Here is a 16,190-nt window from a genome sequence, read left to right on the forward strand (position 1 = left end):
CATTGATCGCCTAAATCCTAAACCACGTCTCGCCGACACCCTTGGTCTGCGCCGAGGCAGCGATGATTCCGAGACGACGCATCTCACTCCGGACGCGGCTTAGACGCGACCCTCAACCCGACGACGGCACTCCGAAACCATGTCCGAACCCAGCTTCGAAGACCTCCTCAAGCAATTCGACCAGACCCATCCGCAGTCCGGCGCCGGGGAGGCGGCCGTCGGCGACAAGGTGCGGGGCGTCTTGGTGTCGATCGGCGAGGAGTTCGCCTTCGTGGATCTGGGCGGCAAATCGGAAGGACGCATCGAGGTCTCGGTGCTCAAGGATGCCGAGGGCAACCTCAAGTCCGCCGTCGGCGACACCATCGAGACGCATGTCACCGGCAAGGACGAGGATTCCGGGATGCTGCTGCTCGGCAGTCAGCACGGACACCGCTATCACGGCATCGAGGAGGTCGAGGGCGCCTACCGGCAAGGTCTGCCCGTGCAAGGTCAAGTCAGTGCGGCGGTCAAAGGCGGGGTCGAGGTCCAGGTCGCAGGGATCCGTGCCTTCTGCCCTGCCTCGCAGGTCGACATCCGCTTTATAGAAGACCTCTCCGAGCTCGTCGGCCAGCGGTTGGATTTCCGTATCACCAAGTTCGAGGGCGGTCGACGTCCGAATCTCGTCCTGTCACGCAAGGTCCTGCTCGAAGAGGAGCAACGCCTGCGTGCCGAGGAGACTCGCGCGCAATTGCATGAAGGCGCGGTGCTGTCCGGGATCGTCACCTCCCTGAAGGACTACGGTGCGTTCGTGGATATCGGCGGCCTCGAGGGCATGATCCACATTAGTCAGCTCGCCTTCGGTCATGTCAAGCACCCGAGCGAGATCCTGAGCGTCGGCCAACCGGTCGAGGTCTCGGTCCTGCGCATCGAACCTCCGAGCGGTCCGAAGGGCCGGGAGAAGATCGCGCTCTCGATCCGCGCACTTGCCCGGGATCCCTGGCAGGAGGCCGCCGAGAACTTCCCCGTCGGTCAGCGCGTGAGCGGCAGGGTGAGTCGGCTGCAGCCCTTCGGGGCCTTCATCGAGCTTGCCCCGGGGATCGACGGGCTGGTGCATATCAGCGAGCTCGGCGCGGGACGACGCGTGAACCACCCGAGCGAAGTGCTTAACGTCGGCGACCCTGTCGAGGCGACCGTCCTGGGCGTCGATTCGGAGCGGCGTCGGATCAGTCTGTCGCTCGACGACACCAAGGGGAGCGATCTCGGAGCGCAGACGCCTGCCGTCATGCCCGGCACACCCGCTGCCGAGGCCCCTGAGAAGACCATGGGCAGCTTCGGCGCGCTTCTGCAGGAGTCGTTGAAGAAAGGCCAATCCTAGGCCTCTTCGGGCCCCCGCCGACATGAACGGCATCGAGGGACGGAGCCGGCGTTCCGCCCTCGAGTCCTCACCACGACAAGCACAACATCAACAAGCAGACTGGAGGAAGTGGATGCAACGCCGCGATTTCATCAAAGGGGTTGGTGCCGGCTCGTTGGCGGTCGGGGCACTGTCCGGCGGGATGCGCTCGGCGCATGCCAAGGCCGAGTACTCGTGGAAGATGGTCACGACCTGGCCCAAGAACTTTCCCGGCCTCGGCACGGGAGCGAACAACCTCGCCGCCTTGATCGGCGAGATGAGCGGCGGTCGCATCGAGGTCAAGGTCTTCGGCGCCGGCGAGCTGGTCCCCGCGTTCGAGATCTTCGATGCGGTCTCGCGCGGGACCGCCGAGATGGGCCACGGCTCGGCCTACTACTGGAAAGGCAAGAGCGAGGCCGCTCAGTTCTTCTCCACCGTGCCTTTCGGTCTGACCGCGCAGGAGATGAACGGCTGGATCTACCATGGCGGCGGGATGGAGCTTTGGACCGAGCTCTACGCGCAGTTCGGCCTGGTGCCTGCGCCCGCAGGGAACACCGGTGTGCAGATGGGCGGTTGGTTCAACAAGGAGATCAACTCGGTCGAGGATCTGAAAGGCCTGAAGATGCGCATCCCCGGCCTTGGCGGCGAGGTGTTGGCGCGGGCCGGCGGAACACCGGTCAATCTTCCCGGAGGGGAGCTCTTCACCGCATTGCAGAACGGTACGATCGATGCAACCGAATGGGTCGGACCCTACAACGACCTGGCTTTTGGTCTCTACAAGGCGGCCAAGTATTACTACTATCCGGGTTGGCACGAGCCCGGCACCATCCTGGAGGCCATGATCAACAAAAAGGTCTACGACGGGCTGCCGGCAGATCTTCAATCCATCGTCATGAACGCCTGCAAGGTCGTCAATCAGGACATGCTCGCCGAGTACACCGCCCGCAACCCCGTTGCGCTTCAGACGCTCATCACCAAGCACAACGTCGACCTGCGACGGTTTCCGAACGACGTCATACTCAAGCTGCGAGCACTCTCGGATGAGGTCGTCGCCGAGATCGCGCAGAAGGACGAGTTCTCCTCCAAGGTCTACAGCTCCTACAAAAAATTCCTCAGCCAAAGCAAGGAGTGGAGCGGGATCGGGGAGTTGACCTACCTACAGGCACGCGATCAGGCGTGACCGAATCCGCAAGCGGCAGCGGCGGCGCGCAGGCGTTGCCGCTTGCGCTCTACGTGCACACCCCTTGGTGTGTCAGAAAATGTCCCTATTGCGATTTCAACTCGCATGCCGCGGACGCCCCGCCGTTTGATTCCTACGTGACACGCCTGCTCGAGGATCTGGATCTCGAGCTCGATCGGCCCGGTGCACGACGGCCGCTGGGCTCGGTCTTCATCGGCGGTGGAACACCCAGCCTGTTTCCCGGCCCGGCCGTGCGGCGACTGCTCGACGGCATTCGGGAGCGTGCCGAGCTGCTCCCGGGGATCGAGATCACACTGGAGGCGAATCCGGGGACGCGTGACGCGGCCCGTTTCGCGCATTACCGCGAGGCGGGGGTCAATCGGCTCTCGATCGGGGTGCAAAGTCTCTCGGCAGACCGCTTGCATGCGCTCGGACGGATCCACGGACCCGACGAGGTGTACGAGACCCTGCGGATGGCCCGCGCGGCCGCCTTCGACAATGTCAACCTGGACATGATGTTTGCGCTGCCGGAGCAGGACGTCGCAGAGGCGAAGCAGGATCTCGATGCGCTGATCGCTCTGGAACCCGAGCACATCTCCTACTATCAACTCACCCTCGAGCCCAACACCGCGTTTTATGCGCACCCGCCTCCCGTGCCGGATTCCGACCTGGCCGCCGACATGGCGGAACAGGGCCTCGAGGACCTGGTGCGCGCCGGCTACCGTCAATACGAAGTCTCCGCCCATGCGCGGGACGGCGCGCGCTGTCGCCACAACCTCAACTACTGGGAGTTCGGCGACTATCTCGGGATCGGTGCGGGCGCCCACGGCAAGCTCACGCAACCGAGCTCGTTTCCGGGCGGCCGGCAGGTGTCGCGAACCGCCAAACGCCGCCAGCCCGCGGCCTACCTCAGCGCACCCCGGGACACCTTGGTCAGCAGCATGCGCATCCTCGACGATGAGGATCTGATCCTTGAATTTGCGCTCAACGCCTTGCGTCTCGTAGAGGGGTTCCCGTGCGATCTTTTCACCCGCACCACGGGACTGCCGTGGTCGCGCATCTCGAACGTCGTCCGCGGCGCAGAGCAAGACGGCATGCTCCGGATCCTCGCCGGCCGCGTCGAGCCTACCGTCCGCGGTCGTCGTTTCCTCGACGATCTTGTGGCGCGCTTCGCGACCGTCTCGTAATCCCCGCTCGGGCGAGTTGCCCGAGCCAGGACAGGACGATCGCGCCGCAACACATGGTTGCGGGGTTGTAGCCGGGGTTGTATCCTACCGCGTTCCATTGATTTTTCAGCGCCCGATCGGGGCCAATGCCAACGCCAGGGTCATCATGAAAGAAGGAATCCATCCCAACTACGCCGACGTCAAGGTGGTCTGCAGCTGCGGTAACGAGTTTACGACCCGCTCAACCTTGGGCAAGGAAATGCACGTCGAGGTTTGCTCCTCTTGCCATCCCTTCTACACCGGCAAGCAAAAGGTCCTCGACACCGCCGGGCGCGTCGATAAGTTCAGGCGCAAATACGCGCGCTGATGCGCTTGCACCGGGCGCTGTCCCGCCCGGCGCATTCCGGCTCGTCGAGCGAGCCGCCTCCCCCCGAGCGTGACGCTCAGCCGTTTCGGATTTGCCGTCCGGCGCACCCGCGCCAATCCACCATCCCGCACGCGCAAGATCCCGGGCAGCCCCGCATTGCGCGGGTATCTGCTTCGGTCGAATCTCCGCCGCACAACCGGTCGATTGCCTGACCCGATCGAGCTACCCCGCGCGTGGCGGGTCATGCACGTGGCTGCAGGTGTAAGATAGGCCCCGGGTCCAGTCCGCAGTCCGGCTGCTCCCCTCGAGGCCACGGCGACAAGGCTGGTCCGCGCGACCGTGGTCAACGGACCACTGATCGGAGAAACAGTCACGTGAACAAGATCACCATCATCGGCGCCGGCCGAGTCGGCGAGACGACGGCGCAGATCCTGGCCGAGGAGGAGCTCTGTCGCGAGATCGCTCTCATGGATGTTCGTGAGGGGATCCCCGAAGGTATCGCTCTGGACATCCTCCAAATGGCCCCCTTCTTCGAATTCGACTGCTCGATCAACGGCAGCAACGATCCGCAGATCCTCAGGGATTCCGATCTCGTCATCGTCACTGCCGGGCTTCCGCGCAAACCGGGCATGTCCCGCTCGGACGTGCTTGAGGCGAATGTCCGCATCATCGACGGCGTCACCGATCAGATCATGCAATATGCGCCCGATGCCATGGTGCTGATTGTCTCCAACCCGGTCGATACACTGACCTATCGGGTCGCGCAACGCACGGGCTGGGAGCGCAATCGGATCTTCGGACAGGCCGGTGTCCTCGACGCCGCGCGCATGGCCAGCTTCATCGCTCAGGAAACCGGTTTTTCGGCGCTCGACATCACGACGATGGTACTCGGCGGTCACGGCGACACAATGGTGCCCGTGCCGCGTTTTTGCACCATCAACGGGATCCCGATCTCGCACTTCATCTCCGAGGAGCGTATCGCGGCCATCATGGAGCGCACGCGTCAAGGCGGCGCCGAGATCCTTGCCTTGCGAAAGAACTCGAGCGCCTACGATGCACCGGGGGCTGCGGTTGCGGCGATGGTCGATGCCATCGTCAACAATCGCCGGCGACTGCTCTCCTGCGTCGCCCTGCTCGAGGGTGAGTACGGCGAGAGCGACATCGCGATGGGCGTTCCCTGCGTCCTGGGCGAGCGGGGTATGGAATCGGTCGTCGAGCTGGATCTGAATGCGCGCGAACGGGCGGACTTCGACCGCTCGGCGAGCGCGGTGCGCGCCGACATCGAACGCCTGCGCAGCCTGTCCCTGCCTTGACGTTGGGCCGATAATTGCTTGGGTCCGTCGAGCCTGACGGGCCGGGCCGGGTCGACACATCTTGTTCGAAACAGCAGCGCGGAGCGGTACTCGCGGATTACCCCGGCACATCGGCCTTGCTTGTCGTCACGCCGCAGTCGAGACTCGAGACCAACAACACCAACGCCGACGGGGCGCGACGCCCCGAAGACGGTCAGGAGCGAGCTTATGGCGAACCAAACGATCACCATCACCAACAACGTCACGGGCGAGAGCTTCGACTTCCCGTTACGCTCCGGCAGCGTCGGCCCGTCGGCCGCTGATATCTCCTCTCTCTACAAGGAGGCCGGGGTCTTCACCTACGACCCCGGTTTCATGTCCACCGCCAGTTGCCACAGTGCCATCACCTACATCGACGGCGAGGACGGGATCCTGCTCTATCGGGGCTATCCGATCGAGCAGCTGGCGACCAAGGCGAGTTTTCTCGAGGTCGCCTATTTGCTGCTCTACGGGGAGCTACCGGTCGAAAAAGAGCTGGTCGGATTCGAGAAGCTGATCACCCGCCACACCATGCTCAATGAAAACCTGAAGAATTTCCTGAACGGTTTTCACTATGACGCCCATCCCATGGCAATCCTGATCGGCGTCGTCGGATCCCTCTCCGCCTTTTACCACGACTCGCTCAGCGTCAACGACGCACGCCACCGCGAGATCTCGGCACATCGTCTCATCGCAAAGCTCCCGACCATCGCCGCCGCGGCCTACAAGCACAGCGTCGGCGAGCCGATCATGTATCCCCGCAACGATTTGCGCTATTGCGCGAACTTCCTGCACATGATGTTCGCCACGCCCTGCGAGGTCTACAAGCCGACGCTGATCGCCGAGAAGGCGATGAATCTGCTGTTCATCCTGCACGCCGACCACGAGCAAAACGCCAGCACCTCCACGGTGCGGCTCGCCGGCAGCTCCGGTGCGAATCCCTTCGCCTGTGTGGCGGCGGGTATCGCCTCGCTGTGGGGTCCGGCACACGGGGGTGCGAACGAGGCCGTCCTGGACATGCTCCACGAGATCGGCGACGTCAAGAATGTGCAGCGCTACATGGAAAAGGCCAAGGACAAGGACGACCCGTTTCGGCTCATGGGTTTCGGACATCGGGTCTACAAGAACTACGATCCGCGCGCGAAGATCATTCGCGAGGTCTGCCACCAGGTGCTCGAAGAGCTCGCAGACACCAACAACCCCTTGTTCGAATTAGCGATGAAGCTGGAAGAGATCGCTCTGAGCGACGAGTATTTCGTCGAGCGGAAACTCTATCCGAACGTCGACTTTTATTCCGGGATCATCTATCAGGCGCTCGGGATACCGCGCAACATGTTCACCGTGATGTTCGCGGTCGCGCGCACGGTCGGCTGGGTGTCGCATTGGATGGAGATGATGTCCGACCCGAACAACCGGATCGGCCGCCCCCGCCAGATCTACCACGGGCCCACCCAAAGAGACTATCTGCCGATCTCGAAGCGTTAGAGAAACCCCGATTCGGGGGTGTTTCTAGTCGCCGAACGCGATCAGCCGAGCCACTTCGTGACGGTCCGCGCCGCGCTGCGGGCGCTCGGTCACGGGATCCAAAGGGGGATTGCGCAAGGCCCGTCGCGGCAGCACGACCAGCTCGACCGGCAGCTCCCCCGCCATGAAACGAAAGACCGGATGCACGCAGCGCACGCCGCCGGAATAACGCATCGAGCGCTCGGCCTCGCGCCAGGGGATGCGCAGGTCGAGCAACGTGAAGATCACGTCTTCGGCGCGGTCGGCAAACAGCAGCAGGTCGATGCCCGACCCGGAGCCGAGCGCACCGCTGAGCGCACCGCCGACCAGTCGAGGCGCGAACGGCTCGAGCTGCTCCATTGCCTGAAGCGCCGCGGTCCGGAGGCGTTGCAACGCGTTCTCGTCGGCCCGGCCCATAAAGAGCCGACGCTGCGCTAGAACCGCGTCCTGCACCGCCTCGTTGCTCGGCCAATGGCGCCGATCCGGCACACCGATGCGTTCGGCCGCCTTCCGCCTGGCCTTGTCGTAATCCTCCAAGCCTTGGTCGAGGACGATGCGAGCGGCCTCGTAGGCAAGTCGCTCGCGCTGAGCGTCGATCCGTTCTCTCGTCGGCATGGCGTACCTCATTCACGTGCGTCCCGGCATGCGCGCATCGTCCGTGCGCTCAAACCCCGCGCATCGACGTGGAGCGTGTCTATAATGGGCCCCAGCCAAGGCTCGCCCCGGGTGGGGTTCAAGCGCCCTCGGCACACGCCACGTCGGCTCGGGGATTCGCGCGGCGAGCCGAAACAGAACGGAAATCTACTTACGAAATGGCGATGTTCGGCCTCAGCAGCAAAATAAAACCCCTCATCGGGATCGACATCAGCTCGACCGCCATCAAGCTCATCGAGCTGTCGCGATTGCCCGTGCAGACCGCCGCGGCGTTTCGTGTGGAGCATTTCGCGATCGAGCCGCTTCCTCCGGGTGCCCTGGTCGAGAAGAAGATCGCTGATCCGGATCGGGTCGCGGCGACCATCCGCAAGGCCGTCGGCAACACCGGAACGCGAGCGAAACGCGCGGCGGTGGCCGTGGCCGGCTCGGCGGTGATCAGCAAGGTGATCGCCATGGCCGGAACCCTCAGCGACGCCGAGATGGAGAACCAGATTCAGCTCGAGGCGGATCAATACATTCCCTATCCGTTGGAAGAGGTCAATCTCGACTTCCAAGTCGTGGGTCCGACAAAGGGCAATCCCTCGATGGTGGACGTGCTGTTGGTCGCCTCGCGTCAAGAAAACGTCGACGACCGCGTGGGCGTGGTGGAGGCGTCCGGGTTGATACCGGCAGTCGTCGATGTCGAGGCCTATGCGATGGAGAACGCCTGCTCGCTGATCCTCGCCGAAGAAGCGCAGGACCAGAGCGAGCTCAAGGCCGTTCGAACAGTCGCCGTGGCCGACGTCGGTGCCTCGACGACGACCTTGCATGTCATACACGAAGGTCAGATCGTCTACACCCGCGAGCAGAATTTCGGAGGCCAACAACTGCTCGACGAGGTCCAGCGACGCTACGGCCTGGCCCGCGAGGTGGCTCTCGGCAAGATTCTCGAAGGCGATGTTGCGGAGGGGTTCGAAACCGACGTGCTCGGGCCTTTCAAGGAGGCATTGGGACAACAGATCGGTCGGGCGCTGCAGTTCTTTTATTCCGGGACCAGCTTCAATCGTGTCGATCGGCTGCTGCTTGCCGGACGACCGGCAAGCATCCCCGGGATCGATCGGCTGATGGCCGAGCGTCTGAAACTGCCGGCGGCTGTCGCCAACCCCTTTCGTCGGATGTCGATCTCCCAGAGCGTCAACAGCCAGGGGTTGATGCGCGAGGCGCCCGGAATGATGGTCGCCGTCGGACTCGCCTTGCGAGGGTTCGACTAGATGACACGCATCAACCTCCTGCCGTGGCGGGAAGAGGCGCGGCAACGGCGACGCAAGCAGTTTGCCGCCGCGGGTGGTCTCGCACTGGTCTTAACGCTGCTTCTGGCGGTGTTGGTCCACCTGCAGGTCGAAGGGCGGATCGGCGATCAGCTGGCCCGAAACCAGCTCCTTGAAGGCGAGATCGCGCAATTGGATCGTCAGATCAAGGAGATTCAAGATCTCGAGAAGATCAAAGCAGATCTCCTCTCGCGCATGGAGATCATCCAACAGCTTCAGGAAAGCCGCCCGGAGATCGTGCGCCTGTTCGACGAGCTGGTGGTCGCGATTCCCGAAGGTGTTTATCTCACCAAGCTCGAGCAGAACGGGCAGGCGGTCGTCGTCGAAGGGCGTGCCCAGTCCAACGCGCGGGTCTCCGCCTTTATGCGAAGCATCGAGGCATCGCAGTGGATCGGCAAACCGCGTCTACTCTTGATCGAGGACAAGACCGGGACCGGCCGGAGCCAGTTTCGGTTGTCCTTCGATCAGGTCAGCCCCGGGGTAAGCCCGGCTCCGAGCCAGACGCACGCCCCGGAGGACCGAGGGTCCGGGATGTGGCTCATGGCCGACAGCCGCCGATGACGAGGCGCGCGGAGATGTGCCGATGGATTTGAGCGAGCTCAACCAACTCGATCTCAACAGCGTCGGCGAATGGCCGATCGCGGTGAAGGCCGTCGTGATCCTGCTCGCCTGTATCGCCTTGGGCGGAGCGGTCTTCTATTTCGATACGCAGGAGCAGTTGAGTCGGCTCGATCGCGCCGAGGCGACCGAGCCGGATCTGCGCGCATCCTTCGAGACCAAGCAGCGCAAGGCCGCGAATCTCGATGAATATCGCCAGCAGATCGAGGAGATGAAGGAATCCTTCGGGGCGATGCTCCGTCAGCTGCCGAACCGAACCGAGGTCGCGTCGCTCCTGGTCGATGTCTCTCAAACCGGGCTCGCCGCGGGACTCGAGTTCGAGCTGTTTCAACCGGGCAGCGAGCAGCTCAAGGACTTTTACGCCGAGCTGCCCATCCAGATTCGCGTCACCGGCAGTTATCACGACTTCGGGCGCTTCGTCAGCGGACTGGCATCATTGCCGCGCATCGTGACGGTCCACGACACCAAGATCAGCGATGCCGGTGGAACGACCGGCAGTGGTGCGGTGCAACTGTCGCTGCAGGCGACGGTGAAGACCTACCGCTATTTCGACGAGGATGCCGAACAGTGAGCAGGCGACTTCGCTCGGCCTGCTTCTTCGGGTCGTTGGTCCTGACGGCGTTGCTCTTATGGGGGTGCGACCGCAGCGGGACGCAGGAGCTGCAGTCCTACATCGACGAGGTCAGAGCCCGCCCCCCCGGGCCGATCGAGCCATTGCCCGAGATTCAACCAGTCGATGCCTTCGCCTTCGAGCCCGAAGGGCGACGCGATCCTTTCGTGATGGACACGCAAACCGCGGCAGCCGACGGAACGGACAACAGCCTCGCCCCGGATCCGCTTCGACCCAAAGAGGAGCTCGAGAGCTTTCCTTTGGATTCGCTGCGCATGGTGGGTACGGTCCAGCAGCAAGAGACCCGATGGGCCTTGGTTCGAACGCGCGAAGGCTTGGTCTATCGCGTGCGGGTCGGAAATTATCTCGGGATGAACAACGGTCAGATCGTCGACATCACCGACGACGCCGTCCGATTGACGGAGATCGTCTCCGAAATCCCCGGTGATTGGCGCGAACGTTCGGCCGAGCTCAAACTCACCCCGTGACAGGCAGAGGCATGGCGCGATGAACAGCCCCTATCGACCGAGCCCGCGCGGACCGCGCGGCATCCTGCGACGGGTACTCCCGTACGCGGCCCTGCTCGGTCTGTCCGTCGGCGCGACACAGGTTGCGGCCGTCGATCTCACCGACATTCAATTCGCGGCACAGCCGGGAAATCGCGTCGAGATCCAGCTGATCTTCTCCGGACCGGTCAGTGCTCCCCGAACCTTCGACACGGTGTCGCCCGCACGGATCGCGCTCGACTTCGAGGGCGTCGCCAACCGACTCGAGCGCAGAGCCGTCCCGATCGGCGTCGGTCCCGTCCATAGCCTGGTTGCGGTCGAGGCGAGCGATCGCGCACGGGTCGTAATCAACCTGAACGATTCGGTCCCCTATCGCGTGACGACCGACGGCAATCGCGTGCGCGTGGATATCGACGCCCGGAGCGAGCCGGAAGCGGCGCAACCCGCCTTGCCGGCACCCGCTGCCGCGCGCGCACAGCCTCGGGCGCCGGCATCCGCACCCTGGGACCGGCCCGCCTCCGACGGAGGCGCGGCCCCGGGGCCGAGCGTTCGCGATATCGATTTTCGCCGCGGTCCGGAGGGCGAGGGCCGTGTCCTGATCACGCTCCCGAGCGCGACTACCCGCGTTACCGTCCGGGAGCAGAGCAGCCGCGTCCTCGTCGACATCATCGACGCGGCCCTGCCGCAGCGTCTGTTCCGTCGGCTCGACGTCGTGGACTTCGCGACACCTGTCGTGTCAATCGAGTCCCGGCCCAAGGGACGCAACGTCGAGGTCAACGTCCAGACCGGCATCGACTTCGAGTACATGGCCTACCAAACGGATGAGCTTTTCACCTTGGAGCTACGACCGCCGACCTCGGCCGAGAAGGAGCGTCTCGCGCGCGAAAAGGTCGTCTACGACGGGGAGCGACTCTCGCTGAACTTTCAGGATATCGAGGTCCGGGCGGTCCTCCAGCTGCTCGCCGACTTCACCGATCTGAATCTGGTGGCCAGCGACTCGGTGGCGGGCAACATTACCCTGCGTTTGAAGAATGTGCCCTGGGATCATGCGCTCGACATCATCCTCAAGACCAAGAATCTGACCAAGCGCCAGGAAGGCAACGTCATCATGGTCGGCCCCTTCGACGAGATCGTCGGGCACGAAGAGCGCACCTTGACCGCCGATCAACGCCTCGAAGAATTGGCGCCGATCCGTTCGGAGTTCATCCCGGTTAAGTTTGCCAAGGCGGCCGAAATCGCCGCATTCATTCGGGGTGCATCCAGCCTGCAATCGAGCGTCAGCTCACAAGGGGACAGCAACCCGATCGGCCGCGACACCCGGCAGCTCGATCGCACCGTGAGCGAAATCACCAAAGACTCGATCCTGACGCCCGGTCGCGGTAGCGTGACCTTCGACGAGCGCACGAACACACTCCTGGTTATGGACACCTCCGCACGCCTGGATCAAATCCGCGAGATCGTCGCTCGACTGGATATCCCGGTCAGGCAGGTCATGATCGAGTCGCGGGTGGTCATTGCCAACAACGATTTCACGCGGGATCTGGGTGTGCGCTTCGGTCTCGCGACCTCGATGGGCGCGCTCTACAACAATGAGATGCTGATCGGCGGCGGGTTACCCGGCAATGCCGCCGGGTGGGGCGGTTACAATGCTGGGCCATTTGGGCTCAACACGGCGGGGCAGCCGAACAACTCAATCATCCTGAATCCGAGTTCCGAAATCCCGGTTGATATCCCGACGGACACGACTCCCTCGCTCCTCGTAAACCTCCCGGCCACGGACCCGGCGGGTGCGGTGAACTTCTTGATCGGCAAGGTCGGCTCCTACCTGCTTCAATTGGAGCTCTCGGCGATGCAACGTGAGGGACGCGGCGAGGTGATCTCGAGTCCGCGCGTCATCACATCCGATCAGAAGGAGGCTAGGATCGAGGTGGGCAAAAAGATCCCTTACCCGACCGTCTCCCAGGACGGCACGAACGTCGAATTCGAGAACGCCACACTCAGCTTAACGGTGACGCCTGCGATCACGCCGGACGACCGGATTATCATGGATCTCGTGGTGACCAAGGACGAGCCCGATTTCAGCCGTGTCGTCGAGGGGACGCCGACCATCAACACACGCGAGATCGAAACACGGGTTCTGGTAGACAATGGTGAGACTGTCGTCTTGGGCGGCGTCTACGAGCGGACCAAGACCTTTGCGAAGGAACAAGTGCCGTGGCTCGGAGATGTCCCGGTCCTCGGGCGACTCTTCAAGCGGGAGGCTCGCGAGGACAACAACTCGGAGCTCCTCATCTTCGTCACGCCCAAGATCCTCAAGGGCGACCTGGTTGGAAACTAGCGGCGCCCGCTCCCTCGAGCGGCAATCCCAACCCACAGCGAATACTCGATGGAGCTCAGAGGGTTACGCTTGATCTCGCGTCGTCTCGATCGGGCCGTTATCGACCGCTCCGGCGCTCGCTTCCCGCTTGCGTCGTCTTTCTTACCGCGCTCGGGTCGGGCGTCGTTGCCCTTGCCCACGCGCCGAAAATCTGGCATACCTTTCCTATGATGCGCGCACAGAACATTTTTATCGTCGGCCCGATGGGCGCCGGCAAGAGTACCGTCGGACGGCAGCTTGCCGAGACGCTGTCCTACACCTTCAAAGACAGCGACCAGGAGATCCAGCGCCGCACGGGGGTGGACATCCCGACCATCTTCGAGTTCGAGGGCGAAACCGGCTTTCGTGCCCGCGAGCGCCAAGTGATCGAGGAGCTGGTGAACGAGGAGCGGATCGTGCTCGCGACCGGCGGCGGGGTCATCTTGTCGGCGGAGAATCGTCAAGACTTGGCGGCGCGCGGCGTCGTCATCTATCTGCATTGCAGCCCGGAGCAGCAATACGCCCGCACCGCTCGCGACCGGAATCGCCCCTTGTTGGATACGGAGGATCCACTCGCGAAACTACGCGAGCTGATGGAGGAGCGCGAGCCGCTCTATCGCCAAGTCGCCGATATGGTCGTGTCGACCGAAAAGCGCGGCACCAGCTCCGTGGTCAAAGAGATCTCTCGACGCTTGGAGTCCGAAGAGATCTGAACCGCGCCCCGAAGACCTGGACGAGAGCACCGCTCACGTCCGGGCAGCATGATCGGAGAAACGCCATGTCCTGGAGCCTCACCGTCGCCCTCGGGGCGCGCGCCTATCCCATTCACATCGGTTCCGGCCTGCTCTCGGATCCGGATCTCTACCGGCCGCATCTGCTCGGCTCGCAGGTCATGATCGTGACCAACGAGACGGTCGCGCCTCTGTATCTGGAATCGGTTCGCTCTGCGTTGGAGGGTTATCACGTCGGCGAGGTGGTGCTGCCCGACGGCGAGCAATATAAGACCATGGAGGTCTGGAACCGGATCTTCGATGCCTTGCTCCAGGCGCGTTTCGGACGTGACTGCACCCTGGTGGCACTCGGCGGGGGTGTGGTTGGCGACATGACGGGGTTCGCCGCCGCCTGTTATCAGCGTGGGGTCGGCTTCATCCAGGTGCCCACGACCCTGCTGGCACAGGTCGACTCCTCCGTCGGCGGCAAGACCGGCATCAATCATCCGGCCGGGAAGAACATGATCGGGGCTTTCCACCAGCCCCGAGCGGTGATCGCAGACACCGCGACCTTGGCGACATTGCCGCAGCGCGAGCTCTCGGCCGGATTGGCGGAGGTTCTGAAATACGGGCTGATCCGCGACGCGACCTTCCTCGCCTGGCTCGAAACGCACATGGCCGAGCTGCTTGCGCGCGATGCCGATGCCTTGGCCTATATCATTCGCCGCTCCTGCGAGATCAAGGCGGAGATCGTCGCCGAAGACGAGCTTGAGGCCGGACAGCGCGCGCTGCTGAACCTGGGACACACGTTCGGGCACGCCATCGAGACCGCGACCGGTTACGGCACCTGGCTGCACGGCGAGGCGGTCGGGGTCGGAATCTGCATGGCCGCCGATCTCTCGGCCCGCATGGGTTGGCTCAACGAGACGGACATCGAGCGGGTCCGCAGGCTGGTGGCAAGCGCCGGCCTTCCTGTTGCCGCTCCAAACGATCTCTCCGCCGACCGCTTTCTCGAGCTCATGGCGGTCGACAAAAAGGTCCAGGACGGTCGACTGCGCCTGGTTCTCCTGCAACACCCCGGAGACGCTCTGGTCACGGGCGACGTCGACCCGAACCTTTTGCGAGCGACCCTCGACGCTGCGGCCTCCTGAGATCGCGCTCGACCGCACCGATTTAGGGCGGCCGGAACGCCTCGCGCACGACGGCGGGGCGTTGCTGCGTCCGGTCGTAATCGCCCGATCCTCTGTACGAGCAGGCCCCGCAAAGGGTTGACCGTCCGCGGTTTCGGCACAAATCGACTGGCTCCGCCCGGACCGAGGGCACTCGGCGAGGGCCTGAATGATTTCGGGAGATGTGGCACAGCATCTGCTGAGACGGTATGCTTTGGGGTTTTGCGGTAACCCGGCCGAGATCGTCGTCTCTCCCGGTCGATGTAAAACGACTTCCCCGTTCGAAGTGACGACACGATTGTGATGTCGGGCCTCGGTTGCGACAATCACACACAGGTTTGAAGGTGTAAGCGCGCGGGTCGCGACTGCACAATCCCCGGCAACATGTTTTTCGTATCAGCGAGGTCAATCATGAGCCTTCGTGCCTATCCGCCCGCACAGGGTCTCTATGACCCGGACAACGAACGCGATTCCTGCGGGGTCGGCTTCGTCTGCAACATCAAGAACACGAAGAGCCACGCGATCGTCCGGCAGGGGCTGGAGATCCTGGAGCGCCTTGCCCATCGCGGCGCGGTCGGCGCGGATCCCAAGGCCGGCGACGGTGCCGGCATTCTGGTGCAGATCCCGGATGCCTTTCTGCGCGCGCAGGTCACCTTCGACCTCCCGCCGATCGGCGAATACGGCGTCGGCATGGTGTTTCTGCCCCGCGACGCGGATGCGCGCGGTTTGATGCAGGACATCATCGATCGCCACGTGCGGGAAGGCGGACAGCGGGTGCTGGGTTGGCGCGATGTTCCGGTCGACAACAGCGATCTGGGCAAGAGCGTGCTCCCGACCGAGCCGCTGGTCCAACAGGTGTTCATCGCCCGGGGCGAGAACTGCGCCGATCAGGACGCCTTCGAGCGCAAGCTCTTCGTCATACGCAAGCGGATGGACAACGAGATCCGCGGCGCCGGATACGATCAGACCGCCTACTACACCGCATCCTTGTCCTCGCGCACGCTCAACTACAAGGGCATGCTGCTTGCCGACCAGGTCGGCAACTATTATCTGGATCTCTCCGACGAGCGCTTCGAATCCGCCATCGCGCTGGTCCATCAACGCTTTTCGACCAATACCTTCCCGACCTGGGATCTGGCGCAGCCGTTCCGCATGATCTGCCACAACGGCGAGATCAACACACTGCGCGGCAACGTCAACTGGATGGCCGCGCGGCGTCACACGATGCGATCGGAGATCCTCGGCGACGATCTCGACACCATCTGGCCTCTGATCCCGGAAGGTCAGTCGGACTCCGCCTGCTTCGACAACGCGCTCGAGCTGCTGGTGATGGGTGGCTAT

General features: G+C 63.5%; 14 protein-coding genes and 1 pseudogene. 14 read left to right on the top strand and 1 reads right to left on the bottom strand.

Annotated features, from left to right (window positions below):
• The first annotated feature begins 139 nt into the window (after nucleotides 1-139).
• The 6 genes from VLR48_RS11485 (at nucleotide 140) to VLR48_RS11510 (ending at nucleotide 6,901) form a co-directional block, all read left to right on the top strand.
• Nucleotides 140-1,354, top strand: a complete 1,215-nt coding sequence (locus VLR48_RS11485; RefSeq protein ID WP_325291919.1) for a 30S ribosomal protein S1 — start codon at nucleotides 140-142, stop codon at nucleotides 1,352-1,354.
• Nucleotides 1,355-1,466: 112 nt separating this feature from the next.
• Entirely contained in the window at nucleotides 1,467-2,552 is a 1,086-nt protein-coding gene (locus tag VLR48_RS11490; RefSeq protein WP_093034141.1) for a TRAP transporter substrate-binding protein, read from the top strand.
• On the top strand, nucleotides 2,549-3,739 hold the full coding sequence (gene hemW / locus VLR48_RS11495; RefSeq protein ID WP_325291920.1) for a radical SAM family heme chaperone HemW: 1,191 nt from the start codon (nucleotides 2,549-2,551) through the stop codon (nucleotides 3,737-3,739). Before VLR48_RS11490 ends, hemW begins: the two co-directional genes overlap by 4 nt.
• Before the next feature lie 145 nt (nucleotides 3,740-3,884).
• Nucleotides 3,885-4,085: a 50S ribosomal protein L31 gene (rpmE, locus tag VLR48_RS11500; RefSeq protein ID WP_093192065.1), complete on the top strand. Its 201-nt coding sequence runs from the start codon at nucleotides 3,885-3,887 to the stop codon at nucleotides 4,083-4,085.
• A gap of 374 nt (nucleotides 4,086-4,459) precedes the next feature.
• The gene (mdh, locus tag VLR48_RS11505) at nucleotides 4,460-5,398 is read left to right on the top strand and encodes a malate dehydrogenase (protein WP_325291921.1); all 939 of its coding nucleotides are present in this window, start codon (nucleotides 4,460-4,462) and stop codon (nucleotides 5,396-5,398) included.
• A 207-nt stretch (nucleotides 5,399-5,605) separates the two neighbouring features.
• Entirely contained in the window at nucleotides 5,606-6,901 is a 1,296-nt protein-coding gene (locus VLR48_RS11510) for a citrate synthase (protein ID WP_325291922.1), read from the top strand.
• 24 nt (nucleotides 6,902-6,925) lie between these two features.
• On the opposite strand, the gene VLR48_RS11515 is transcribed toward VLR48_RS11510, so the two are convergent.
• Nucleotides 6,926-7,534: a hypothetical protein gene (locus VLR48_RS11515; protein WP_325291923.1), complete on the bottom strand. Its 609-nt coding sequence runs from the start codon at nucleotides 7,532-7,534 to the stop codon at nucleotides 6,926-6,928.
• A gap of 203 nt (nucleotides 7,535-7,737) precedes the next feature.
• On the opposite strand from VLR48_RS11515, the gene pilM reads away from it, so the two are divergent.
• The 8 genes and pseudogenes from pilM to VLR48_RS11555 form a co-directional block, all read left to right on the top strand.
• Nucleotides 7,738-8,823 (top strand): type IV pilus assembly protein PilM, encoded by a 1,086-nt coding sequence (gene pilM / locus VLR48_RS11520; protein WP_325291924.1) that lies wholly within the window; start codon nucleotides 7,738-7,740, stop codon nucleotides 8,821-8,823.
• The gene (locus tag VLR48_RS11525) at nucleotides 8,824-9,441 is read left to right on the top strand and encodes a PilN domain-containing protein (protein ID WP_325291925.1); all 618 of its coding nucleotides are present in this window, start codon (nucleotides 8,824-8,826) and stop codon (nucleotides 9,439-9,441) included.
• Nucleotides 9,442-9,463: 22 nt separating this feature from the next.
• Nucleotides 9,464-10,069, top strand: a complete 606-nt coding sequence (locus tag VLR48_RS11530; RefSeq protein WP_325291926.1) for a type 4a pilus biogenesis protein PilO — start codon at nucleotides 9,464-9,466, stop codon at nucleotides 10,067-10,069.
• Entirely contained in the window at nucleotides 10,066-10,596 is a 531-nt protein-coding gene (locus VLR48_RS11535; protein ID WP_325291927.1) for a pilus assembly protein PilP, read from the top strand. Before VLR48_RS11530 ends, VLR48_RS11535 begins: the two co-directional genes overlap by 4 nt.
• Nucleotides 10,597-10,615: 19 nt before the next feature.
• Nucleotides 10,616-12,952: a type IV pilus secretin PilQ gene (gene pilQ / locus VLR48_RS11540; RefSeq protein ID WP_325291928.1), complete on the top strand. Its 2,337-nt coding sequence runs from the start codon at nucleotides 10,616-10,618 to the stop codon at nucleotides 12,950-12,952.
• Between the two features lie 206 nt (nucleotides 12,953-13,158).
• Nucleotides 13,159-13,683, top strand: a complete 525-nt coding sequence (aroK, locus tag VLR48_RS11545) for a shikimate kinase AroK (RefSeq protein ID WP_325291929.1) — start codon at nucleotides 13,159-13,161, stop codon at nucleotides 13,681-13,683.
• Nucleotides 13,684-13,748: 65 nt separating this feature from the next.
• Nucleotides 13,749-14,831 carry a 3-dehydroquinate synthase gene (gene aroB / locus VLR48_RS11550; RefSeq protein WP_325291930.1) on the top strand — a complete coding sequence of 361 codons (1,083 nt, stop codon included), beginning with the start codon at nucleotides 13,749-13,751 and terminating at the stop codon, nucleotides 14,829-14,831.
• A gap of 429 nt (nucleotides 14,832-15,260) precedes the next feature.
• A pseudogene (locus tag VLR48_RS11555) lies at nucleotides 15,261-16,190 on the top strand (glutamate synthase subunit alpha); the annotation flags it as partial.

This window comes from Thiocapsa sp., assembly GCF_035467215.1.
Taxonomy (GTDB): domain Bacteria; phylum Pseudomonadota; class Gammaproteobacteria; order Chromatiales; family Chromatiaceae; genus Thiocapsa.